The following is a 23212-nucleotide window of genomic DNA, read 5'->3' as shown; positions in this document are numbered from 1 at the left end:
TGAGGTCAGGGTTACGATTAATATGAATTTCGCTAATTACTTAGCTAAAAGACTAACGGCAAATCCACCAGCTTCTTTCATGTTCACTGAAATTTCATCTCCTTTTTTCACTTCCATTTCCACAATGTCAATGGCCGTAGGATTATCCAGGTAGTGGGTGTCATCTGCGTCGCGATACACTTTAGCTGTGTAGGTCTTTCCTTCTTCCAGGAAGTCTAGCTTTAGTGTGTAAGGTCTGGCGTTTTCATCGGTCATACCACCCACAAACCAGTCATCAGTTCCTTTCTCCTGACGGGCTGTAACCAGGAAGTCTCCAGGCTCACCGTCTAGCACTTTACTCTGCTCCCAGTCCACTCCCACATCCAGAATAAACTGGAACGCTGGGTTGCCCTTGTAGTAGTCGATCAAGTCAGCTGCCATTTGGATGGGGCTGTAGATATTGACATATAGTCCAAGCTGTAAAGCCAAAGTTGATTTGATCGGGTGATTCTCTTTGTAGGGTTTTAAGCTCAGGTTGAAGATACCCGGAGTGTAGTCAAATGGTCCAGATAGCATTCGGGTGAATGCGATGGTTGGCAAGTGAGATGGAGGACTGGCTCCGTCTCCGGCCCACGCATTGTATTCCTGACCTCTTGCTCCTTCGCGAGAGATGGCGTTTGGATAGGTTCTTCTGAGGCCCGTGGCTTTGATCGGCTCGTGCATATTGATGGCCACCTGGTATTTGGCACCTTTGTCGAGCGTATTCTGGTAATGATTGACCATCCACTGTCCGTGGTGGTATTCGCCATCAGGAATGATGGTACCTACATAGCCAGTTTTCACGGAGTGAATCCCAAGCTTGTTCATTAACTGATAGGCTGTATCCATGCGCTCTTCATAGCGAGCTACGGCTCCAGAGGTTTCATGATGCATGATGATTTGCACTCCTTTACTGTTGGCATAATTGGCTAGGTACTCCAGGTCATAATCCGGATACGGAGTAGTAAAGTCAAATATCGTATCACGCATGTTGGGATCTGTCCAGGTCTCCCAGCCAGTATTCCAGCCCTCCACGAGCACTCCGCCCATGTCGTTTTCCGCGGCAAAGTCAATGAGTTCTTTCGTGTACTCGGTAGTAGCGCCATGGTTGCCAGAGGCGTAATCCCACGTTCTTCTGGCCAGGTGCATGTCCCACCAGATGCCGATGTATTTCATAGGCTGGAACCAGTCGATATCTCCCAGTTCGTTCGGGTCGTTGAGATTGACAATAAGCTTCGACTCCAATAAGTCACCTGCTCTGTCTGTGATTTGGATGGTTCTCCATGGGGTAACAAACGGTGCGGAGGTTTTGACCTTAATACCTGAGTCGTTACCCACTAGCTCACTGACCATAGCCAGGTTAGCAGTGTCTACTTTTAGTGTCATCCCTGCATAGTCTGTAAGGTCTGCCTCGTGAAAACTCAAATAGATTTCATCATCTGATTTCATGGTGACCGGAGTGTTTACCGAGTTACTATTAAGGTACACCTGGCCCAGGTGATCTCCTTCTATGAACTGCTCGTATGCATTGATTTCAGAAAATTTACTTTCAGTGTAGAGGTACTCATAGATATCCCAGTCACCAGGAATCCACCACACTTTGTGGTCACCGGTGAGGTTGAACTCAGTCATTTCTTCTGTGATGACTACTTCTTCACCAAAAGCATCTTGCTCTGGAAACTCGTATCGGAATCCCACACCATCATTATAGGCTTTGAATACTATATCGAAGGTTCGGTTTGGAGCCGCTGTTTCCTGGAGGGTTACTTTCAGCTGGTTGTAGTTATTGCGTACTTCACGCTGCTCACCCCAGACCATTTCCCAGGTTTCGTCAGCTGTAGAAATTTGCTGAGATGTTACTTCAAGGTTTCCGGTGAGTGGAGCTTGCCCTTGAAATTCAAACCCGACGAACGAGGTATCAATTTGCGTATTGCCTTTATAACCTACAGTGTAGGCGGCTTTGCCATTTAGTGTCATGAATGTGATGGTGATCTGATTGTCAGGGGAGTTGACCTGATAGGCTAAATCAGAAGGACCACCACAACTTAGCAGGAGCAAACCTGCCAGGGTTAGGATCAAAAAATTTTTCATACTTCTTTATACTTACTTAACAATATTACGTGGCATAAAACTAACACATTGCAGTGGGAATGAGGCACTAGATAGGCAGATGGCCGTTGAGAAACTTTATGCAAAGGTTTGTATTTTCTGATAGGTGAGTGTGACCAGCAAAAAAGGAGGACAAAGCCTCCTTTTTCTAGATGTTTCTCATATTGATTGATGAATAGGTATTATATGGGAAAGCTTACTACTGGTATATCCATATGGTTGACCACTTCTTCAGTTAAGCTGCCCAGAAAAGTTCTGGACAATCCCTTTCTATGGTGGGTCGCCATGGCGATCATTCCTATATGGTTATCCTTGCAGTATTGCTCCATTCCTTCTTCCAAAAAGAGGCAGTTAACCACTTCACTTTTGGCGAGTAGGCCGGAGGCTAATTTTTCGAAGCTCTCCATTCGTTCACGTATTACCCAGGAGCGTTGGAAGTCAGACGGGGTATTCAAATAAACCAGATGGATCTTTGCGTCAATGACTTTGGCAAATTGTATCACATGTTCGAACGGTTTAGTCATCTCTTCCTGAAAATCAGAAACGAATAAAATGTCATTGACATGGATGCTGTCTAGTTTGGTTTTCACTATAAGTACGGGGATTTCTGCATAGCGAACTACTTTTTGTGCATTGGAGCCAAGGAAAAACTCCTGAATTCCTTTTGCTCCGTGTGATCCCATCACAATGAATGAAATGTCATTCTTTTTAGCATAAGTGGCTACCGCCCCGGTGCTGTTATCAAAGTCCACATAGGAGTAAGCCTTCACACCTTTACCTTCAGCATAGGTCACCAGTTTTTTAATCTCCTTTTGCACTCGGTCTACCTCCTGTGTCACGTCAGGATAGATGGTATTTTGAGCAAAATCCAGATGCACCCAGTCTATCGGGACAGATACAAAGTGGTAAAAATGCAATTCCGCTCCATAGTGCTTGGCGATATCTATGGCTATGTCCGTAGCGTTGTTTGCGCATTCGGAAAAATCAGTTGGAACAAGAATCTTTTTCATGGCTATTAGGCTTGCGCCCTTATTGAGAAATTAAGTTATGCTCTTTTACAGCCTTAGTGAATGACAGCCGTCAGATATAAAAATGATTGTGGTCAAAATCTTATCAGTAAAAACCGTTGGGTGATCTGATTTATTCCATGGTTGATCGAAGACACTAATGGATTTTCACTTGCAATACCTAATTTCATGTTCTTATTTCAAAATGAAGTTTTCCGCACTACATATAGAAGAGAATACGAAGGACTCCCGATTGGTAGAAAGAGTGCTGTTAATGCACTTTCCTGATTGTATGTATACCAATGTGGATAACCTCTCAGATTTTATTGAACACATCGAGAATAGGACTCCTGATATTGTCATTTCTGACTATGGATTGGCCAATCATTCTGGTGAGGTTTTCTTAAAGACCTGCCGCATTGAAATACCGGATGTTCCCTTCGTGTTTTTGACCAAATCATCAGTTATCAATATCCGGTCCAAGTTGATTTCGGACGGTGCTTCGGATGTTTTGAACAAAATGGAAGTAGAGCGATTACCAGATGTAGTTGAACATGCTCTGCTTCAGACTCAGACAAACGAAGAGGCGAACATCCTGGTGACGATTCTTTCTCAGATTTCAGACCCCATTGTGATCAGAAACAATTTTGGGTTCATCACACATATCAGTGATATTGCCTGCCTGCATCTGGGTAGAAGCGCCACAGATGTGGTGGGTACCAGAGACCTGAAGGTGCCAGTGGAGTTTCGCCCAATTAAAGACTCCAAAGGCAACAAAATAGGAGAGATTGGTCACCTGCGCGTCGGCAGTGCCCAAATGAAGAAGTACGAGATGAATTGAATCTACTTTTCCTCACCAGTCAATCGATTATACAAGAAAGATGCAATAAGCATCAACACTCCCAGAATCACTAAAACCACCGTTTTGGACAGGTTGCTTAGGTGCGAAATATCATAAAAGAATACCTTCAACAAGGTCAACCCCAAGAGACAGATGCTTGCAATACGAAGATGCTTTTTGGAGTAGTTGATACCAACTCCTATCCAAACTACCGCACTCACTCCCCATAGGATGCTTAGAGTTAATTTGGTGGTGGACTCTAGTCCAAAAAGTTCCTGCCAGTGTACCAGCTCTACACTAGAGATCCAAAGAATGGTTAAGAACAAAAGGGTATCCAGTGCTTTCTTAATTGGGTTGCTGAGCACATTTCTTTTATACACTCTCCACATTGACCAGGTGAAAAGAGCCATGGAACTAAATAGCAGATATCTCACCAATAAGTCTACTAAACTTCCCTGAGCTGTTTGGTAATGAGCTGTTAAGTCGCTCAATGCCGCAGTGGAGTTTAGTAAAGAAGGAATAATCAGAACAATAACTGTAGGAAATGCATACCACAGTATACGGTTTTGAACGAACATTCGGTTGATCAACTCTAATCCACTCAGAAAAAGAAAGGAATAGCTAATCAGCAGGACCAATTCCATTTCACTGCTGACTCCCCTTGTATCACGGGTCCAATACCCATGAATTTCCAGAGCGAAGGTGACATACAATGAGACAATCAATAAACCTGGAGAAGCATACTTCATGACGTGTTCATACCAGCGAGTAGGTACTCTATGATCCCGAAGACTAAACCAGGTGATCACAGACATACCGCCGGCAAATAGAAACGACACGATCATAAAGTGATTGGCAAAGGGTGCTACTGATGTTGTGATACTACGCTCTCCCCATTCGAGCAAAAGACTGATAAAAGATAACAGGACCAGCCCATGGGACATTCGCTGGTAGGGCAAGCCATTCTTGCTCATACCAGCCCAGGAAAGTACGGCCGCTTCTCCTATCCAAAGGACTGTTATCCAGCCGCCATCTAGCAAGACCGGGATCGTAAGTGTCACATATACGATCGCCAACCCGACAATGAATCGAAACATGGACTGGTTGTCTTTATCGCTCCATCTGGCTACTATCCCCACCAGATAGTGAACCGCTGCATTGACCAGAGTGAAGTAGCCGAGGTAAGCATCAGTGTTGTAATATTTGGAGGTTAGTGCAAATCCGATCACATAAAAGATCAGCGAGTTAGTAGATATCAAAAAGATATCTCCACGAGAAAAGGCTTTTTGATAAATGACTTTGTTGGCGATAAAGGAAGCATAAAACAGCAAAAAGAAAACGAACAGGAAGCTCATGCCCAGGACGAATTCTTCATTGGTATACCTATCCAAAAACCAGGCAGTAACTATCAGCCAGGTAAAAAAGAGCGCTGAGTAATGCAGTGATTGCCAGTATTTCTTGATGCTAACTGCCAGGATACCCAGGTTGATAATGGACATGTAAATAAACAAGTACAAAACTTCGCCACTTCCATCACTGAGCAAAAAGGGCACAGCATAGGAGCCTACCAATCCCATGTGGGCAATGATTGATTTGTTGTAGTGAATGGCAGAATAGACTGTTGCGATAGTCAGTAGTACCATGCCACCAAACGCCGGACCCTTTCCAATGAACCCATAGAAATCGTACGATGCAAAGGTCAGGAAATACAATATGGCAAAGGCTCCGCTTAGTAAAACTGCACTGAACGATTGGTAGGATTTTTTGAGGAACAGAGCAAAGCCCATCAAACTAAAGGAGAACAGATACCCGAGAATGACCCGCGTGGTTGCGTTCACTATTCCACTATCTATGGCATATTTGGTGCCAATTCCCACTCCTACCACGGTTATTAGTATACCGAGTTTGCTGATGAGGTTTTCTCCGATGAATCGCTCCAGGTCCCGCTTGACTTTTTTTACAGGAACCTTTGTGTTTTCCTTGTCAGGCTCAATCAGTTGATTTTTACCAGGGGTGCTTTTTTTATGCTCCTGGTAAGCCAGAGAATCCAGCGTTATCTGCAGATCTCTTATTTCCCTGGAGATCTTGTTTTGTTGCTGGATCAGTTCCTGCACTTTATTTTGCAGCTCCTCTATTCGACGGTCTTCCATAGTCAGTCAGTTGGCAAGGCGGTGGATGTTTCAGAAAGTAACGCCTCTAAAGGAAACTTTATTGAGCTTTTTTCTTCCAATACCGGATGAGACCTGCTACACTCATCCAGCTCGGGTTGGCTGCTTCGTATTGTTTAACTCCGTGTTCTGAAACTCCGAATTCTTTCAGCTGATTGGCCGTGTATGTTGAGAACTGTGGAGTGATCTCATCTGCATTCAAGCCTGATTCCCATTTGTCTTTCACCCAATGAGCCCAGTCATTGAGGATGTTTCGGAGGTCATGAATGTGGTCTCCTATAGCCGTGACTTTGCCGTAATGAGTAAGGTAAAGAGCCTTGGCTTTACGTTCCATCAGGATGTCTAGTGATTGGTTCCAATCTTCCAGATGGATATCTGGCGGAGGACACGGGGGTACCACAGGACCGTTTTCTATCTTTACCCCGGCCACATCTCCGGTAAATAGAATATCATCTAGTTGCCAGGCGATGTGGTGCTTGGCATGTCCCGGACTGTGCAGTGCAGAAAATATCCGATCTCCTATCTCCACTTCTTCCAGATGGTTTGGCGTATAGAGCTGATCCGCCGGTATTTTTTCCATTGCTCCCCAGAGGCGCTCCATTTCGTCACCATAGATCATTTTGGCTGAGTTGTAGAGCTTGGTTGGGTCTTCCATATGTATCTTCCCAAACGGATGTAGGTAGATTTTTGCTCCATGAGCCGCGAAAGCCCATGCCGCACCTGCATGATCAAAATGAATGTGAGTAAGCAGGACATGTTTTACATCTTCTGGCCGGTATCCATGCTTGGCCAGTTGGGCTTTCATAGATTCAAAAGTGGAATGAGGACCTGTCTCAATCAGAATAGGTCCAGCTGAAGACTCTATCAGAAAGGAAGCAATGGCATGGTCGATTCCCTGGAAATTTAGGTCTAGGATGTGTAGCATTTGGGATAACGTTTGTTGGTTCCAAACCTAAAACTAAGTCTCCTCGCGCGTAATCCCATATGGTGCGAGCATCGATTTATAACTAAATGATGAAGATCAGCTACTGTCATAAGCCAGTACATGAGAATTGGAGGCAGTTCTTGTTCCTTCTGGTAATCCCAGGAACATATTGTTAATTTTAGATCATCAATAAACAGCAAAATCAGTAATGAAGAGAGATTATTTTCAAGCTCACATGCCCGAAAACGTGTGTTTTGGATGCGGTGCAAGCAACGAAGAAGGATTGCAGATCAAAAGTTTTTGGGAAGGAGAAGATTCCGTTTGTCATTGGGAGTCAGAGGAAAAGTACCACGGATGGGCCAATTTGCTCAATGGAGGAATACTAGCGACTTTGATCGATTGTCACTGTATGGGTACAGCTATGGCCGATGCCTACAGGCGTGAAGACCGGTCTTTGGATAGCGAACCAATGTATCGATATGCCACAGGAACCATCACGGTTAAATATGTCAAACCAACCCCAAACGATCAAATGATAGAGCTGCGCGCTAAAGTCACTGAGGTAAAGGGCAAGAAAACAGTCATGACTTGTACGGCCTCTGTAAATGGGGAAGTTACTGCAGAAGCCGATGTAATCGCTATCCGTGTGTTTGATAGCAGTACACATAAAGGAGATAATCCGTTTAAGTAAGCTTTAATCTTTAGGTTTTAGGTTTTTAAGTTTTGGGTTTCGAAGTTTTAAGTTTTGGTTTTGAGCTATTTGTGGACAATTCAATAGTAAGATTCCAACGAAACGAAACTTATGAGACTCTCTAATATTTGATTAACCCTGCTTCATGCTAACTTAGAACATAGAACCTAAACAAATTCGTTTTCCATGCATCCCGAACTTTTCACCATTGGCGATTTTACAGTCCATACATATGGCTTCATGATCATGCTTGGAGCCACTCTGGGCTATTTTTACATGTCCACTGTCGTTAAAAAGGAGCTGGGTATTCCAGCTGAGAAGATCCAAAATCTGGCCATCCTCATTATTGTGGCTGCATTTGTTGGTGGAAAGGTCTTCTTCTATTTTGAAGATCCAGGTTATTACTTCGGTACACCTGCTAATATGTTCAAAGGCTTCCGAACCGGGTTTGTGTTTTATGGTTCGTTGCTTTTTGCCATACCTACGGTGATTTGGTACTTCCGCAAAAACAAGTGGCCAGTCCTTCCCATGCTGGACAGAATTGCCATTGCAGGATGTATCATTCATGTATGCGGTCGGTTGGGTTGCTTTTTTGCGGGATGCTGTCATGGGTTGCCAACGGAGAGTTTTTTGGGTGTCACATTTACTGATCCTGTCAGCCAGGCAGAGCCACTTAATACTCCCCTTCACCCAACGCAGCTTTATGAAGTGACCTGGATACTAATCATCATGATCACATTAATCATGTTTAAGCGGCACAAGCGTTTTGAAGGACAGCTGTTTTTTATCTATATCATCATGTACTCAGTGGGCCGTAGCATCATCGAAATATTCCGAGGAGATGTGCGCAGGGGCTTCATCATTGATGGAATCTTATCACATAGCCAGGCCATTTCACTGGTGATCATTGCAGGCACCATCATTACTATGGTGTGGTTGAAAAGGAAGCAAAAGCTGAATTAAGCCTTTACCCGAATTTTTAGCGCATTGGGCAGTATCCCAAATTCGAAAGGTGGAGTGCCAAAGTATTCTCCATCAATATGCGCATTGAGGTCTGGGTTTTCATCAATGTGCAGGTGCTTGCACCGCGAAAAAACTACTTCTTTGAGTTTGTCATGAGTACCTTCTTGTAGCCGGTGGATGTTCATGAAGCGTTTCAGTCCACTCATTTTACCTACTTCGCACACATCCAGTATACTGTCATTGATTTCAGCCTCTGGTGTTAGCTTGAAGCTACCGCCAAACGTTGTACCGTTGGCCACAGTCATTAGTATAAGCTCTTTTTGTTGTAAGCGTTTGTCCTGTGTAAATCGAAAAGATCTTGACTTGTAAGTGGCTAAAATTCTTAACACGAAATAATAGTATTTGGCAGGCCCAGTCAGGATGCTCTTCTTCTTCGTCATGTCGGCCACTATTTGCCCATCAAAGCCCACACCCACTCCATTTACAAACTTTCGGTTGTTACATACTCCCAGGTCTATCGTTTGGATTTTTCCAGACCGGATCACTTGAATGTGTTCTTCGAGACCCTCACCGATATCAATATTTTTCGCAAAATCATTGCCAGTTCCATTCGGAATGATCGTTACAGGGATATCGTGTTTTAAGCCGTTAACCGCTTCATTGATGGTGCCATCACCGCCTACTATCACCAGATCTGTGTAGGACTCATCCAGGTGTTTCTCCACAGTTTTCCAGGCATTCTGGGTGGCAGCAGTTAGAAAGACTTCAAAATCAAAGTCCCGAGCTACACAGAAATCCATCAGTTCACGAAGGATGTACTCTAGCTTTTTGGTACCTGTGGATGGATTGGCTACTATGAAAAGCCGTCTGTTCATGGACTTTCTTGTCGGTCTAGTTGCTGAGAAAGAGGGCAAAATAATAACTGGTCTCCACAAAAACTATGTTTTCTCTGGAGACCAGTCACCTGAATCCAATATTTACAAATTTTCCAATAAAAAGTCTGCCATCATCTGATAGAGGTGTCCACGTCGGCCACTAAGGCTGTGTGCTTTGTCAGGATAATAAAACGACTCAAACTGTTTATCTGCTTTGATCAGTTCGTTTTGAAGAGCGATGGCATTCTGGAAGTGTACATTGTCATCTCCGGTGCCATGAACTAGCAGAAATTTACCTTTTAGTTGATCAGCAAAGAAGATCGGACTGTTGTCATCATATCCAGAGGCATTATCCTGTGGCCGCTGCAAGTACCGCTCGGTGTAGATGGTGTCGTAAAACCTCCAGGTTGTCACTGGAGCCACGGCAATAGCTGTGCTAAAGACATCAGATCCTTTCAAGATGGCAAGAGACGACATATAACCGCCGTAGCTCCAGCCCCAAACTCCAACACGTTTGGCATCAATGAAAGGTTGGCTCGCGAGGAATTTACCTGTAGCAATCAGGTCTTCGGTTTCATATTTTCCTAGTTGCTTGTAGGTGGTTTTTTTGAACGCCTCACCCCGGTATCCGGTACCACGAGTGTCTACCACAGCCACAATGTAGCCCTGCTGTACCAGGTACTGATGGAAGATGAAATGACTTCCAGACCAGCTATTGGATACGTTCTGAGAGCCAGGTCCTGAGTACTGATACAGCAATACTGGATACTCCTTGCCAGCTGAAAAATCCTTAGGCTTCAGGTAGAAGCCATTGAGGCTCGTTCCGTTTTCCGTTTTGAAGGTGAAGAATTCTTTGTCCGACAAACCGTAATCTTCTGTGACTTTGGCTAGATCGGCATTATCTTCCAAGACTTTGATGAGCTGGTTTCCGGCAGTTTTGTAAAGAGATACACTCAAAGGCTGATCTGCAGCACTGTGATAATTCATGTAGTAACTGCAGTCATTGCTCATATTGATATAGCTAGTACCGGCGGCAGCACTTAGCTTCTTTTTGTTTTTACCCTTCAGGTCTATACTGTAAAAGTGACGTTCCAGCGCTGACACCTCTGTGGAAGTGTAATACAGTACAGGTGTTTTTGGAGATTGATCCAGCCCTACCAGAGATACGGCTTCAAACTCCCCAGACGTCACCTGTCTTACGAGACTGCCGTCCATGTTGTACAAGTAAAAGTGCTTGTAACCACTTTTCTCACTACTAAATAAAAACTGCTTGCCATTTTCCAAATAGGTCAGGTCATCGCAGAAGGTAAAATCTATGTAGGTTTCGCTCTGATCTGTGAGGACTACTTTTGAGTCTCCGGTGGAGGCATTTACATGGAGTATGTCTAGTTTGTTTTGCAAGCGATTTAGCCGCTGCACAGAAATGAGGTTGGCATCTTCCGTCCAGTATACTCTTGGAATGTAAATGTCAGTTTCTTCTCCAATGTTTACCGGCACATTTTTAGCATCATCAAGGTGATACACAAATAGCTCGATTACCGAATTGTCTTCACCAGCCTTTGGATACTTATAGACATAATCTTCCGGGTACAAAGCGGCATCATTCCACAGCGGCATGTTGTATTCCTTCACGTTGCTTTCATCAAATCGATAGTAGACGATTTTTTTACTATCTACCGACCATTCGAACGCTTTGGTGATGTAAAGTTCTTCTTCATACACCCAATCACTGCTACCGTTGATAATTTTATTAAACTCTCCGTCGGTGGTGATTGCCACTTCTCTGCCTGATGCCAGATCTTTGTAAAACAAGTTATTGTCTCTGGTAAAGGCGATTTTACTGCCATCTGGAGAGAAGGTAGCATAAGACTGCACGCCATCGCTTAACTTTTGAGACCTACTGGATGTGCGATCGTATACATAGTAAACAGCCGTAAATGATCTCCTGTAAATAGACTTGCGCTCGGTCAATAGGAGCACTTGAGATTCATCTGCACTGAACCGGTAGTCGTTTATAGCTATATCCAACTTCTCTCCATCCACGATTACTTCCACCACCTCGCCGGTGGTCACATCGTATTTCTGCACTTTGTTTTGGGACAGTGCTGAATAAAACTGTCCATCGTTCATCCAGTTTACGCTTCGTACGGATTGTTGGGAGAACGTACGGTCTGTGATGTTGTCTACACTGATTTGCTTCTGAGCTGATGCTATAAAAAGGGCAGCCAGCAATAGACAGGATAAATAGTACTTCATGTCTGTGTGTTTATTTGAAATGTTTCAACTGTATTAGAAAGGCAGGTTGGCCAGGTCCACATTTCCTCCAGTGAGGATGATCCCTACCTGTTTGCCTGCAAATCGTTCTTTGTGTTTGAGCAAAGCCGCAAATGGCACTGCACATGAGGGCTCGATGATGATTTTCATTCGTTCCCAAATCATTTTCATGGCATCTATGATTTCATCCTCCGTGACGGTATAGATGTCACTCACATGGTTTTTAATGATGTCAAAATTCCGCTCACCTACTGTTGTTTTCAGTCCATCAGCGATGGTGTCAGGGGTTTTCACTGGAATAATTTTGCCTTTTTTCAATGACTGGAAGCAATCATCAGCGTTTTTGGGTTCTCCCAAAATCACCTCCGTATTTGGGTCCAGTAGATGAGCTGCCAGCGCGGTGCCTGCCGCTAATCCTCCACCACCCACGGGGGTCATGAGGATGTCCAAATCAGGAACCTCTTCCATGAGCTCTTTGGCCACTGTGGCCTGACCAGCAATGATGCGGTAATCATCAAAAGGAGGGACAAAAATGGCACCTGTTCGCTCGATTACTTCATCACAGGTTTTTATCCTGGAAGCTTCATTTGGCTCACACAGGATCACTTCTGCTCCATAGCCTTTTGTGGCTTCTATTTTTACTGTGGTGCTGTTTTTGGGCATGACCACATAGGCTTTGGTGCCAGAAAGCTTAGCCGCTAAAGCCACTGCCTGGGCGTGGTTTCCAGAAGAGTGAGTGGCAAATCCGTTTTCGCGTTCTTCTGGACGAAAACCCAATATCATATTGGCCGCTCCTCGCATTTTGAAGGCACCTACTTTTTGAAAATTTTCACACTTGAAGAAGATGTCACAGCCTGCCATTTCATTGATCGAGTGTGAGGTCATCACGGGTGTTTCTAAGATGATCTTGGAAATCCGCTGATGAGCGCGTTTGATGTCACTAAGGTTGGGAATGTTTTCCATGGTTGTTGGTAGGTTCTAGGTCTCGAACTCTAGTATCGAAAGTAGGGAAAATATGATTGAAATCTAATTGGACAGTATTAAATGAGTGATTATTGTGAATGAAGCAGGATTACCGAAGGGGGAGGCTTACATCAATGAGCCTCCAGCCAGTTTTTGCCACTTCCTATTCCAATTTCCATTGGGACATCAAGCTCCAGGGCTGTTTTCATGAATTGGTCTACGTTTTCTTTGAGCATTTCCACTTCATCCTTGTGTGCATCAAATACCAATTCATCATGTACCTGCATGATCATTTTAGATTTGAGGTTTTCTTTATTCATCCAGTTATGAATCTTGATCATGGCCATTTTGATCATATCAGCGGCACTACCCTGGATCGGAGCATTGATGGCGTTGCGTTCAGCAAATCCACGTTGGGTAAAGTTTTTGGTGTTGATATCGCGCAAGTATCTTCGTCTGCCGAGGATTGTTTCCACGTATTCATCCTGATGAGCCTTTTCGATGGTTTTGTCCATGTAGGTTTTCACTTTTGGAAACTGCTCGAAATAGGCAGAAATGATGTCTGCAGCTTCTGACCTTGGTATGTTCAGGTTTTGACTCAGGCCAAAGGCTGAGATGCCATAGATGATCCCGAAGTTTACCTCTTTAGCTTTGCGCCGCATAGTTGCATCCACTTCATCCAGCGGAACTTTGAATACTTTGCTGGCTGTATTGCTGTGAATGTCCACACCACTTTTGAAGGCATCTACCATGCTTTCATCTCCTGAGAATGCAGCCATGATCCGCAGTTCAATCTGTGAGTAGTCAGCCGACATAATCACAAAGTCTTCGCTGCGAGGAATAAATGCCTTGCGAATTTCCCTTCCTTTTTCCGTACGTATCGGGATGTTTTGGAGATTCGGATTGTTCGAACTCAATCGTCCAGTTGCAGCAATGGTCTGGCGATAGTCAGTGTGTACTTTACCATCTGCCACACTGACCATTTTGGGGAGCGCATCTACGTAGGTAGACTTTAGCTTATTGTATTCCCGGAATTCCAGAATTTTGGCGGCTATCTCGTGCTCATCTGCCAGTTTGGATAGGATTTCCTCTCCTGTGGCATATTGGCCGGTCTTGGTTTTTTTGGGCTTTTCGACCAACTTCAGTTTATCAAACAGAATTTCGCCGAGTTGCTTGGGAGAGCCAATATTGAACTCCTGCCCTGCGATCTCAAAAATCTCCGTTTGCACCCTCAAGCTCTCTGACTCTAACTCTTTGGACATGGTGGCCAGCGCATCTTCATCTATTTTCACTCCCTCATATTCCATATCGGCCAGTACGAACGATAGAGGTGCTTCCACATCATGTAGTAAACTCTCCAACTTTCTTTCTTTGATCTCGGGCTCGAGTTTTTCCATTAGCTGAAGCGTAATGTCGGCATCTTCGCAGGCGTAGTTTTTCACTTCTTCCTCATCGATCTCCCGTATGGACTTTTGCTTTTTGCCGGTGCCCACGAGTTCGGTGAACTTCACAGGCTTGTAGTTGAGATAATTTTCGGCCAGTATGTCCATACCGTGCTGAGTCTCCGGGTCGATCAGGTAATGCGCCAGCATGGTATCGAAGATCTTGCCTCTTATATGAATGTCGTAGTTTCTGAGTACCTGAATGTCATACTTCAGGTTTTGTCCTACTTTCAGGATTTTTTCATTTTCTAATAGGTCTTTAAACTCTGTAATGATTGCTTTTGCTTCGGCATCACCTTCTGGAATCACCACATAGTAGGCTTCATTCCTCTTTATGGAAAATGCTACTCCGACTAACTTGGCTTCTCTGGTTTCCAGGCTATCCGTTTCTGTGTCGAAGCAGATGGATTTTTCAGCCTCCAGCAATTTGATCAGCTTGCCTCGCTCCTCTTGAGTTTTCACCAAATGATACTTGCTTTTTGTCGGATCAAACGTGTCTTTGGATGTTTCAAGTTCTGCGGGTTCTTCACCACCACCAAAGAGGCCCAACTGTGAACTATCCTTGGCAGGCTTACCAGCTACTTGCTCTACAAATATCCGCTTTGCGATGGTTCGCAACTCCAGTTCTTCAAATATCGGTACCAGCTCATCTTTGATAGGTTCTTTGCGACTGAGGAGCTCTTCATCAAAATCTACAGGTGAGTTAATGTCAATGGTGGCCAATTTCTTGGAAAAGATGCCCTGTTCCCCAAACTCCTGAATCCTTTTCTGTAAGGCACCTTTTAGTTCGTCTACATGAGCCACGATGTTCTCGACACTGCCATATTCTTTGAGCAGTTTGGAGGCTGTTTTGTCTCCCACACCAGGTATGCCAGGAATGTTATCCACGGAATCTCCCTTTAATCCCAGGATGTCGATGACCTGTTCCACCCGCTCAATGTCAAACTTTTCCAGTACTTCTGGAATCCCTAGCACATCAACAGCATTGCCCATATAGGCCGGTTTGTAGAGGTATATGTGCTCCTCCACGAGCTGTGCATAATCTTTGTCAGGGGTCATCATGTATACCTCAAATCCTTCTTTGGCGGCTTTTTTTGCCAGGGTACCAATGAGGTCATCAGCCTCATAGCCATCGAGCTCCAAAATGGGAATATTTAGTCCCTTCAGTATCTGCTTGCAGTATGGAATGGCCACAGCAATCTCCTCTGGTTGAGACTCCCGGTTTGCTTTGTACTCTTTGTATTCCTGGTGGCGGAATGTTGGAGCATGTGTATCGAATGCCACACCTATATGAGATGGATCTTTTTTGGTCAGTATTTCCAATACGGAATTAGTGAAGCCCATAATGGCTCCAGTATTGATACCTTTTGAAGTAATTCGTGGGTTTTTGCTCAATGCGAAGTGGGCGCGATAGATCAGCGCCATTGCGTCTAGTAAAAACAGGGTCTTCTTTTCACTCATGCGAGTAAAGGTAAGAAGTCAAAGGATAATTTGCTCTAAAGATTGGGACTGATGGCAGGGGAGTTTGAGGAAATGTGAATGAATGGCATTGTTTTGTTTTTCGTCGAATCGCTCTTGCAAAAAGTTGCGATTCAAATTAAACTTACGGCCAAAGAAATCAACGCAATGGCCGGACATTCAATCATTACTTATAAAGGGAAGGAAATTTTATATGTGGATTACCAGGGGATGAAAGAAGGTGAGATTCTAGAGGAAATGGACAAAGCCACAGATTTTGCGCTTAAAGAAGGGCGCCCCATGCTGAGGTTGTCAAACATGACCAATGTCTTTGCAGTATCTAGCGTGGTAGAAAAAGCCAAGCAAAGTGGCAAACGGACCAAACACCTCACCATCAAAAGAGCCGCGGTTGGGATTACAGGTGCCAAAAGAGTTTTGTTCAATGCATTCAACCGATTCACCGGAAACAATGCCAGAGCTTTTGATGATCTGGAGGAGGCTAAGGAATGGTTGGTATCATGAGGATTGAAAAAAGGATCATGTCCATGAGTTAAAGATATGACCCTCAGTCGTCATTTTATCTTCTTGCGCTTACGAATTCGAACATGTTCTTGTAAGCATCCGTTGCAGCTTCTTCATTGTATTTAGGGTTGCTCGGATTGGCAAACCCGTGATCTGCATCATAGGATTTCAGGACCAGTTTATTATCCAATTTGGCCATGGCCTCATCAAATTTTGAAGCTACTTCCGGTGTGATCCACTTGTCTTGCTCAGCAAATATCGCCAGTACATCGCAGTTCAGTGTTTTCAACCGGTCCATGTCTTGCTCAGGCATGCCATAAAACATAACAGCCGCTTTGGCCTGGTCACCCATCTCGATAGCGGTTTGCAAAGACCAGCCGCCTCCAAAGCACCACCCCACGGTGTAGATATTTGCATCTGACCCAACAAAATCCTGGGCCGCATTGATGATGGCCAAAGCTCTTTCTGTTTTGACAGATTGCATGTACTTGCCGGCATCTTCGCTATTATCGGCCACTTTGCCATCATATAGATCAAGGGCCAGGACATTCATTTCTGGAAATCTTTCTGCGAATTTTACTGATTCATTTTTAACGTAGGCATTCAAGCCATACCACTCATGAACAACAAATAGGTAGTCATTTGAAGGTTTTGCGGATTTGACCATAAAGGCGTTGGCCTTGCTACCTCCAGGCACTTCATAAGTGATCATTTCCCCTTGTCCTTGAAAAGTAAACGGTAGAGGTTTTTCATGTTCTGCCAGAAACGATGCATCATTACCAAACGCAGCAAAACGCTGCGTGGTGGCATGGCACTGGGTAAGCCCGGCATCCAATCTTGTCTTTTCTGCACTGTTGGGTTTAGGGGATTCTGTGTTGGTAGTAAGACTGCCAAGAATGAATAAGGCAATCAACGGGAATGTTTGAATGGTGAGTTTCATGTTACATATTGGTTTGTTCGATATTAAGCAATAATATGGGGTGTTTGTTTATTGCTTATCCAAATAAGGGAGCATGATTTTAAAGCAGGATCCTTTATCCAGAGCCTCATATAGGATTTCACCATCATGTTTTTTGACAATGCCGTAGGAGATGTACAACCCAAGTCCTGTTCCTTTTTTTTCATCCTTGGTGGTGAAAAATGGTTCGAATATCTGCGATCGATGCTGAGCTGGTACGCCAATCCCATTGTCACACACTTCCGTCACGGCCATTCCTTCTTCCAAATACAGCTTGACTGAGATTCGTGCACGCTTTGATGGGAGCGCATCGAGCGCATTCTTAAGAATGTTTAGCAGGACTTGATTGATTTCAATGGAATTGCCGCTGATATATACTGGATCGTTCAGCTCCAGTTTGAATGCTACGTCTGGGTGAGCATTTTTTAGCAGCAAGCATGTTCTGTTGACCAGTTCGTTGAGGAGGATGGTGCTTATCTGATCATCTTTAGCTCTGGGAGAGATTTTGAGCAGGTTGTTGATTACGTCTGTGGCGCGTTGCGACCCTGTGAGCACATTGTCCAGCAGTTGTTCTATTTCTAGAAACACCTCCTTATTCTTTTCCAGCGCCTCACTGGACATAGATTCCTTGATTTCTTCCAGGTCATTGATTATTGGTTTCACGTTACCACCAATGAAGTTGAGTGGATTGTTTAGCTCATGTGCCAGGCCAGCAGTGAGGCGTCCCACTGAGGCCATTTTTTCCGAGTCGATGAGTTTGGACTGTGTCGATTGGAGGGTTTGAATAGTGTGCTGTTTTTCCTGGAGAGCTGTTTCCAGACTTTGGTTGAGGTATTCCAGATCTCTTCGTTGATAGTGAGCTCGCTTTCGTTCTTTATCGTACTCGGTTTTCAAGTAGTTGACAATGAGTAGGAGGCTAAATAGAATCACCAAATAGTCATATGGCAAGGTGTCATAGTCATTGACCGATTGCCGCACCCAGTCTGTATACCGCTGGATGATGACCAGACTCACCAGAAGTGAGAAATTGAGAAGTAAATAAACATTCCGATGTTTGGACGGAAGTATAATGATGGAAATAATGCCAATGGCTGCAGCCCCGATGCCTGTTGGCCCAACAAACCCTGACAGCCAGAACCAAAAAAAGACCAGACAGGTATTGGTAAAAAGAACTAGTGGTATGCGAAGAGTCTCAAACTTGCCACGATACCGTGACGAGTAAAAGAAGGCTATGGCTATGAGAGAAACCCCAAACTCCACCACTGAGAGGACGGTGAGTCCATAGAGCAGCATACCCTGGATCATTCCATGCAGCATCACCATTAAGATCATCAGACAGATGATTTCAAATAATACTTTTTCAAGCTGGTCTGGTCCAGTATCGTGAGGAGCGGTTTTCAAAATGAGCAGAAGTTATTGGGCAATAACCGAGTTGGATATTTAAGAGATAAAATAAACAAGTCGTGTGGAATACCGAGCCCTTATTTAAGATATTTTCTATATGAATTAATCTTTGGTTGTACCTGAAAAGTCCTTTACCATGAATATGTGAAATACAATCAATGCACTTTCAGTTTGCTTGTTTTGACTTTATCACCAACAACAAATTTTATAATATAAGTGCCATGAGGCCATTGGCTCACATCTATTTGGCTCACACCTGTTGAGATAGAGCATACATAGTGTTTCCTTCCGGCAAGACTAAAGACGAACAGTTCCCCGGCCTGTGATGAGTTGAAGTTAACAGACTGACTACTGGGGTTTGGGTAGAAATCAATGTGATTTGTTGCCACTTCTCCAGCTAGCTCAACGTAAAACTCTAGACAACCAGTTGCTTCGAGATTTTCTTTTTGCCAAAGCGGAAATCTTGTGGGCCCTTGAAGTGCCTCCAGCATTCTATCCACTTGTCCTTCTGTGAACATCTTCTTGCACCGGTGATTATAGTCCATGAAATTCTCACCATTGGTTCTTACTCCACAGCTGTAATCATTGTTGAAACAGCCCTCTAGTTCTATTGTACCACCTAGCGTGGGAGGTGTATCATCTACCAAATCGCCTTCTTCGCATCCGCCACTGAACGTATGTCTCAGGTTAAGCCAATGTCCAGCCTCATGTGTCACAATAGAAGACCAGTCATCGCCTGCTTGGAGTGTGGACTGTTCGCCAAAACCCCACCTTGCTGAACTGAGCACTATTCCATCTTCACCTAGATTGGTCACATATTGACTAGGAAAAGAGGTATATCCCGAAAAGTTTGATCCAGAATCATAAACATATTTAGGGAGGTAAATATTAAAATACTTGTAGTTATCCCAACCGTATTCGAAAGGCTTTTCTTCAATGTTATAAACCAGGTCGGGGTCCTCATGATAGACAATTCCATCCGTTGGGTTGCCATCAGGGTCGATTGTTGCCAACACAAACTGGATGTTCATGATTGCTTTGATACTGTCAAACTCGGGACTGATGGTATTCCATCCATCATTCCTTCCCGCAAAGTCATCATTTAGAATTTTTAAGCCAGACTTCACCTGCCCAATAGAGATTTTCCCGAAAGTACTGTCGTGAAAGACGTGAACTACTGTGGGGATTACATAGACAAATGACTGACTATGTGAAAAGGTGCTTCTGGAAGAGTTGGCTATCTCCTGGTCGGTAAGGTCATATCTTTTCAGAAAGCTGTCATAGGAACAATCACCGTTTTGGCCAATCAGTTGTTGGCTGAAAATTAAAGCCAAAACGGTGATCAAATATTTGATGTGCATTCATTAACCGTTTATCCAGACACCTATGGGCGAAGGAGGGACTTAGTTCCCAATCATCACAAAAGCACCCCAGTAGTAGGGCGATTTCCACTTGTCTTTCAATCGCTTCTGAGCAGTAATGAAAGCAGTCTGTTTGTCACTTCCACTGAGCCACTCCTCGTAGAAATTGGTCATGAGCTCTTGTGTGGCATCATCATCCACAGTCCACATAGACATAATGATGGCATCTGCTCCGGCTACCTGGAAGGCTCGCTGCAAACCGTATACTCCTTCTCCATTTTTCACCTCACCCAGTCCGGTTTCACAAGCTGAGAGCACTACTAGTTCTGTACCATCTAGTTTCAGGTTCATGGCTTCATAGGCAGTCAGAATGCCATCTTCGTCATGTCTTACTTCCTCTGAGATCTGACCCTCGCTGATAAAGCTGTTAGCCCCGGCAAGAATCAACCCTGATCGAAGCAATGGGTTTTGGACATATTCGTCTTGCGTCTGATCATCGTGATCGCTCTCCAGGAAGAACCCGTGCGTAGCTATGTGCAAGGTACGTGGATTGTTTAGGCGCTTGATGCTATCTTCCAATGCCTCATTGCTCAAGTAAGTGGTTGCTGGCAGTTGTTTAGTATTGTACAGGCTATCGATAAGATTCACCTCTTTCTTGGTACCAGGTAGCAATGCCAGCATCTGATTAGAGCGCATGTATCGAAGTAAGTTGCCTCTTAGTCCTCTTGGAATGGTACCACCACGACTGAGTGCTTGCAAGTTGTCGTCAGCACCTCTAGCTCCACGTGCACCACGCACTCCTCGCCCCACGCTACGGTCTTCCTTAGCCGCATTGGCAATGCTGGAAGCATCAGTGCCTCCAGATTCCTCTTGCTTCTGGTCTATGGCACCCATGTTGTAGTTAGGGTATCCGAATAAATAGGATTTGTTTCCTGGGTTGGAAGAAGAGTTAAATGCCACCAGATCTTTGGTGTTGTTGATCACATGGATTTCCATCTCGTCGATAGTGAAGTTACCTGTGTCTGGATTACGCAAGGTGTAGATGCTGATTTGGTTGAATACTCCATCAGGTGAGAAGTATACCTTCTTTATTCCTCTCAGCCTATTGGCAATTGGTCTCCAGAATAATCGATATGAAAAGTCTTCATCCACTTTGTATTTGATGGCATTTCTATAATTGGATAAGTATTTTGTCTCCATCAGTTTACCGTTCCTCATCAAAACCATATCCGGGTAATCCGTGGTTTCAGCGGTCACAATGAGCGCAGCATAATACACCTCATCGGTAAACACCCCTGCTGAGTCAGGTGTAAAATCTCTAAACCGAACCACTTCCACGGCCGCTTCCCCTGGTTTAAGCTTAGACTGTACATCCTTCCAGGTCAGATCCCTATCAGCAAACGTCTGTGCGAAAACAGCTGATTCCCTGCTCAGCTCTCGTTCCAGGCCATCTGCCAATTGGTTTAAGGAATCGATTTTTACATTTCTCACTTCCACCGGCACATCAGTAGCACTGAACAGTTTGGCTAGTTTTTCTTTTTGTGCCACCCAGTTTTCATACTTGTTTACTAGTGCAGTATCTCCACTATTCATGATGGACTCACGCACCTTGTTAGTAGCAGAAAGAATCAAACCTTTGGTGGACAATTGGTAGTTGTACATCTCACCGATTAGCTCTTTGTCTTCACGGCTGGTTTCCACAATGAAGGAGTTGTATTGTTCAAAGGTCGGTCTTAGTCTGTTGTAATAGAACTTAGCTTTTTCTTCTTCACTCAGTATTGGGAAGATCAGGTTGATTTGTTGGAAGTAGTTTTCGAAAGTCTCGTCATATAGTTTTCTGGCTTCCTCTAGCTTTTGCTTGTTCCAATTGAGAATAGCCATTTTGTTGGTGCTCTCCGCATAGTCGGCATGGCTCTTACCCAATCCTTTTGCCCGAATACTCAGGGCTCTCTCATGGTAGTCTGTGGCTTCATCTATCTCGCCTTCTGTATAGTAAGCATCACCCACGTAGTAGTAAGCCTTGCTAATCTGTTGTGGGTCAGAAGATACTTTTTCGATTATGGCCACAGCTTTGAGCCCAGTATCTTTGGCTTTTTCCAGTTCTCTGGTTTGGGTATAAAGTGAAGTTAAGTGCTCCAATACTCTGGCATACCAGATGCTCTCCTCTCCAGTGACACTTTTGAAGACTTCTCCGGCGGTTAGTAGCTGCTCTTCGGCTTCTTTGTACTTTCCAGCTTTTTCATAGCAGGTGCCTAAGATGTAAGAGTCAGTGCCGTAGTAGAATGATTCTTTACCGAAGTACTCTTCATCTACTTTCAAGTTTTCTTTGTAGATGGATATTGCCTCATCATAGTTGCCAAGAGTGTACAAGGTGTTGGCCAGGTTACTTTTGGCGGCAATTTTGTAATCAGAATAATCTGCAGGAAGTCTGTCCAAAATACTTATTGCTTCACGGTAAGCTTCTTCAGCTAGCGGTAGTTTTCCCATGTAATTGGCCACACCACCGAGACTGTTGAGTACACCCACGTATTCCAGAGAGGCATACATGCCCAACTCTTCAAGGATATCCAGGGATTTGATCAAGGTGCGCAAACTCTTGCTTTGATTACCAGACATTTCCAGAAAATCCCCCTCAAAACGTAAAACCATGGCATCATTCAGGGAATTCTTATCGACTGTTCGTTGCAGTTCCTTTACCAGATCTAACCCCTTCTTGTATTCCTGGGTGTAGACATAGTGCTCCATTAGTGATGATGCAGTCACAAAATAACTCTGACTCTTTTTGCCATTGAGGTCTTTCTCAACATCTAATAGCTCCAGGTAGATATCTTCTGTCTCTCGGTAATAACCCAGTTCATCGAGTGTATAACCCAAATTGAAGGCAGCCTGGGTGAAGGCCTCGTCTTTGAAACCAGCTTTTTTGCGGAGTTCATATTCCTTGCGGAAAAAGCCTACACTAGTCTCCAGATCATTGTAGAGAAGCAAGTAGGCATCCCCGAGAAAGAAGTTCATTACTGCAGCTACAGTATCTTCCCGGCCTTCTACATAGGTGAGGATAGCCTCTTCGTTATCGAGAATTTTTTCATATTCTCCATTATTGTAGAAGTTGTCAATCTTAGTGTAAAACTTCTGGTCTTTCTTGTCTTTGAATGGAGATTGAGCCATTGCCAGTTGAAGACAAAAGAGGGTCAGTAGGGTTGAAAATGCTATTCGAACCATGGCGGAATTAAATT

At 44.2% G+C, this 23212-nt stretch carries 16 protein-coding genes; 4 read left to right on the top strand and 12 right to left on the bottom strand.

Annotation, left to right across the window (positions count from 1 at the left end; all coding sequences use genetic code 11):
* Window positions 1-36: 36 nt before the first annotated feature.
* Together ACO067_RS11600 and ACO067_RS11595 are read right to left on the bottom strand one after the other, a co-directional pair.
* A complete protein-coding gene (locus tag ACO067_RS11600) occupies window positions 37-2109 on the bottom strand; it encodes a glycoside hydrolase family 97 protein (RefSeq protein WP_421874234.1) in 2073 nt (690 codons plus the stop codon).
* Window positions 2110-2309: 200 nt separating this feature from the next.
* Window positions 2310-3137: a universal stress protein gene (locus tag ACO067_RS11595; RefSeq protein WP_421874233.1), complete on the bottom strand. Its 828-nt coding sequence runs from the start codon at window positions 3135-3137 to the stop codon at window positions 2310-2312.
* Between the two features lie 202 nt (window positions 3138-3339).
* On the opposite strand from ACO067_RS11595, the gene ACO067_RS11590 reads away from it, so the two are divergent.
* On the top strand, window positions 3340-3975 hold the full coding sequence (locus tag ACO067_RS11590) for a response regulator (RefSeq protein ID WP_421874231.1): 636 nt from the start codon (window positions 3340-3342) through the stop codon (window positions 3973-3975).
* Between the two features lie 2 nt (window positions 3976-3977).
* Here ACO067_RS11590 and ACO067_RS11585 read toward each other — a convergent pair whose 3' ends face one another.
* Together ACO067_RS11585 and ACO067_RS11580 are read right to left on the bottom strand one after the other, a co-directional pair.
* Window positions 3978-6125 carry a DUF2339 domain-containing protein gene (locus ACO067_RS11585; protein ID WP_421874229.1) on the bottom strand — a complete coding sequence of 716 codons (2148 nt, stop codon included), beginning with the start codon at window positions 6123-6125 and terminating at the stop codon, window positions 3978-3980.
* 58 nt (window positions 6126-6183) lie between these two features.
* The gene (locus ACO067_RS11580) at window positions 6184-7068 is read right to left on the bottom strand and encodes an MBL fold metallo-hydrolase (protein ID WP_421874227.1); all 885 of its coding nucleotides are present in this window, start codon (window positions 7066-7068) and stop codon (window positions 6184-6186) included.
* Window positions 7069-7276: 208 nt separating this feature from the next.
* Here ACO067_RS11580 and ACO067_RS11575 point away from each other — a divergent pair, with 208 nt between their 5' ends.
* Window positions 7277-7759, top strand: a complete 483-nt coding sequence (locus ACO067_RS11575; RefSeq protein WP_421874225.1) for a PaaI family thioesterase — start codon at window positions 7277-7279, stop codon at window positions 7757-7759.
* A 186-nt stretch (window positions 7760-7945) separates the two neighbouring features.
* The gene (gene lgt, locus ACO067_RS11570; RefSeq protein WP_421874223.1) at window positions 7946-8722 is read left to right on the top strand and encodes a prolipoprotein diacylglyceryl transferase; all 777 of its coding nucleotides are present in this window, start codon (window positions 7946-7948) and stop codon (window positions 8720-8722) included.
* Here the strand turns inward: lgt and ACO067_RS11565 are convergent.
* The 4 genes from ACO067_RS11565 to polA all read right to left on the bottom strand — a co-directional run bounded on the left by ACO067_RS11565 (window position 8719) and on the right by polA (window position 15737).
* The gene (locus ACO067_RS11565) at window positions 8719-9597 is read right to left on the bottom strand and encodes a diacylglycerol/lipid kinase family protein (RefSeq protein WP_421874221.1); all 879 of its coding nucleotides are present in this window, start codon (window positions 9595-9597) and stop codon (window positions 8719-8721) included. The genes lgt and ACO067_RS11565 overlap by 4 nt on opposite strands.
* A 102-nt stretch (window positions 9598-9699) precedes the next feature.
* Window positions 9700-11853, bottom strand: coding sequence for a S9 family peptidase (locus ACO067_RS11560; RefSeq protein ID WP_421874219.1), 2154 nt, complete (start codon window positions 11851-11853; stop codon window positions 9700-9702).
* 33 nt (window positions 11854-11886) lie between these two features.
* Window positions 11887-12834 carry a threonine ammonia-lyase gene (locus ACO067_RS11555; protein ID WP_421874216.1) on the bottom strand — a complete coding sequence of 316 codons (948 nt, stop codon included), beginning with the start codon at window positions 12832-12834 and terminating at the stop codon, window positions 11887-11889.
* Window positions 12835-12965: 131 nt separating this feature from the next.
* A complete protein-coding gene (gene polA, locus ACO067_RS11550) occupies window positions 12966-15737 on the bottom strand; it encodes a DNA polymerase I (RefSeq protein WP_421874214.1) in 2772 nt (923 codons plus the stop codon).
* A 165-nt stretch (window positions 15738-15902) separates the two neighbouring features.
* Between polA and ACO067_RS11545 the strand changes: the two genes are divergently transcribed.
* A complete protein-coding gene (locus tag ACO067_RS11545; RefSeq protein ID WP_421874212.1) occupies window positions 15903-16256 on the top strand; it encodes an STAS/SEC14 domain-containing protein in 354 nt (117 codons plus the stop codon).
* 55 nt (window positions 16257-16311) lie between these two features.
* On the opposite strand, the gene ACO067_RS11540 is transcribed toward ACO067_RS11545, so the two are convergent.
* The 4 genes from ACO067_RS11540 to ACO067_RS11525 form a co-directional block, all read right to left on the bottom strand.
* Window positions 16312-17196, bottom strand: coding sequence for a dienelactone hydrolase family protein (locus ACO067_RS11540; protein WP_421874210.1), 885 nt, complete (start codon window positions 17194-17196; stop codon window positions 16312-16314).
* A 48-nt stretch (window positions 17197-17244) separates the two neighbouring features.
* Window positions 17245-18615, bottom strand: a complete 1371-nt coding sequence (locus tag ACO067_RS11535; protein ID WP_421874208.1) for a sensor histidine kinase — start codon at window positions 18613-18615, stop codon at window positions 17245-17247.
* Between the two features lie 158 nt (window positions 18616-18773).
* Entirely contained in the window at window positions 18774-19979 is a 1206-nt protein-coding gene (locus tag ACO067_RS11530) for a zinc-dependent metalloprotease (protein ID WP_421874206.1), read from the bottom strand.
* 42 nt (window positions 19980-20021) lie between these two features.
* On the bottom strand, window positions 20022-23198 hold the full coding sequence (locus ACO067_RS11525) for a CHAT domain-containing protein (RefSeq protein ID WP_421874204.1): 3177 nt from the start codon (window positions 23196-23198) through the stop codon (window positions 20022-20024).
* Between the last annotated feature and the right edge of the window lie 14 nt (window positions 23199-23212).

Source organism: Marinoscillum sp., assembly GCF_965229915.1.
Lineage (GTDB): Bacteria > Bacteroidota > Bacteroidia > Cytophagales > Cyclobacteriaceae > Marinoscillum.
The sequence above is the reverse complement of the archived record's forward strand: the minus strand, read 5'-3'. Positions and strand labels throughout refer to the sequence as shown.

Excerpts from the sequence above, each read along its gene's own strand:
- ACO067_RS11540 (WP_421874210.1), bottom strand. The coding sequence starts at position 17,196 with ATGAAACTCACCATTCAAACATTCCCGTTGATTGCCTTATTCATTCTT.
- ACO067_RS11580 (WP_421874227.1), bottom strand. The coding sequence starts at position 7,068 with ATGCTACACATCCTAGACCTAAATTTCCAGGGAATCGACCATGCCATT.
- ACO067_RS11575 (WP_421874225.1), top strand. The coding sequence starts at position 7,277 with ATGAAGAGAGATTATTTTCAAGCTCACATGCCCGAAAACGTGTGTTTT.
- ACO067_RS11560 (WP_421874219.1), bottom strand. The coding sequence starts at position 11,853 with ATGAAGTACTATTTATCCTGTCTATTGCTGGCTGCCCTTTTTATAGCA.
- lgt (WP_421874223.1), top strand. The coding sequence starts at position 7,946 with ATGCATCCCGAACTTTTCACCATTGGCGATTTTACAGTCCATACATAT.
- ACO067_RS11590 (WP_421874231.1), top strand. The coding sequence starts at position 3,340 with ATGAAGTTTTCCGCACTACATATAGAAGAGAATACGAAGGACTCCCGA.
- ACO067_RS11585 (WP_421874229.1), bottom strand. The coding sequence starts at position 6,125 with ATGGAAGACCGTCGAATAGAGGAGCTGCAAAATAAAGTGCAGGAACTG.
- ACO067_RS11555 (WP_421874216.1), bottom strand. The coding sequence starts at position 12,834 with ATGGAAAACATTCCCAACCTTAGTGACATCAAACGCGCTCATCAGCGG.
- ACO067_RS11545 (WP_421874212.1), top strand. The coding sequence starts at position 15,903 with ATGGCCGGACATTCAATCATTACTTATAAAGGGAAGGAAATTTTATAT.
- ACO067_RS11530 (WP_421874206.1), bottom strand. The coding sequence starts at position 19,979 with ATGCACATCAAATATTTGATCACCGTTTTGGCTTTAATTTTCAGCCAA.
- ACO067_RS11600 (WP_421874234.1), bottom strand. The coding sequence starts at position 2,109 with ATGAAAAATTTTTTGATCCTAACCCTGGCAGGTTTGCTCCTGCTAAGT.
- polA (WP_421874214.1), bottom strand. The coding sequence starts at position 15,737 with ATGAGTGAAAAGAAGACCCTGTTTTTACTAGACGCAATGGCGCTGATC.
- ACO067_RS11525 (WP_421874204.1), bottom strand. The coding sequence starts at position 23,198 with ATGGTTCGAATAGCATTTTCAACCCTACTGACCCTCTTTTGTCTTCAA.
- ACO067_RS11595 (WP_421874233.1), bottom strand. The coding sequence starts at position 3,137 with ATGAAAAAGATTCTTGTTCCAACTGATTTTTCCGAATGCGCAAACAAC.
- ACO067_RS11565 (WP_421874221.1), bottom strand. The coding sequence starts at position 9,597 with ATGAACAGACGGCTTTTCATAGTAGCCAATCCATCCACAGGTACCAAA.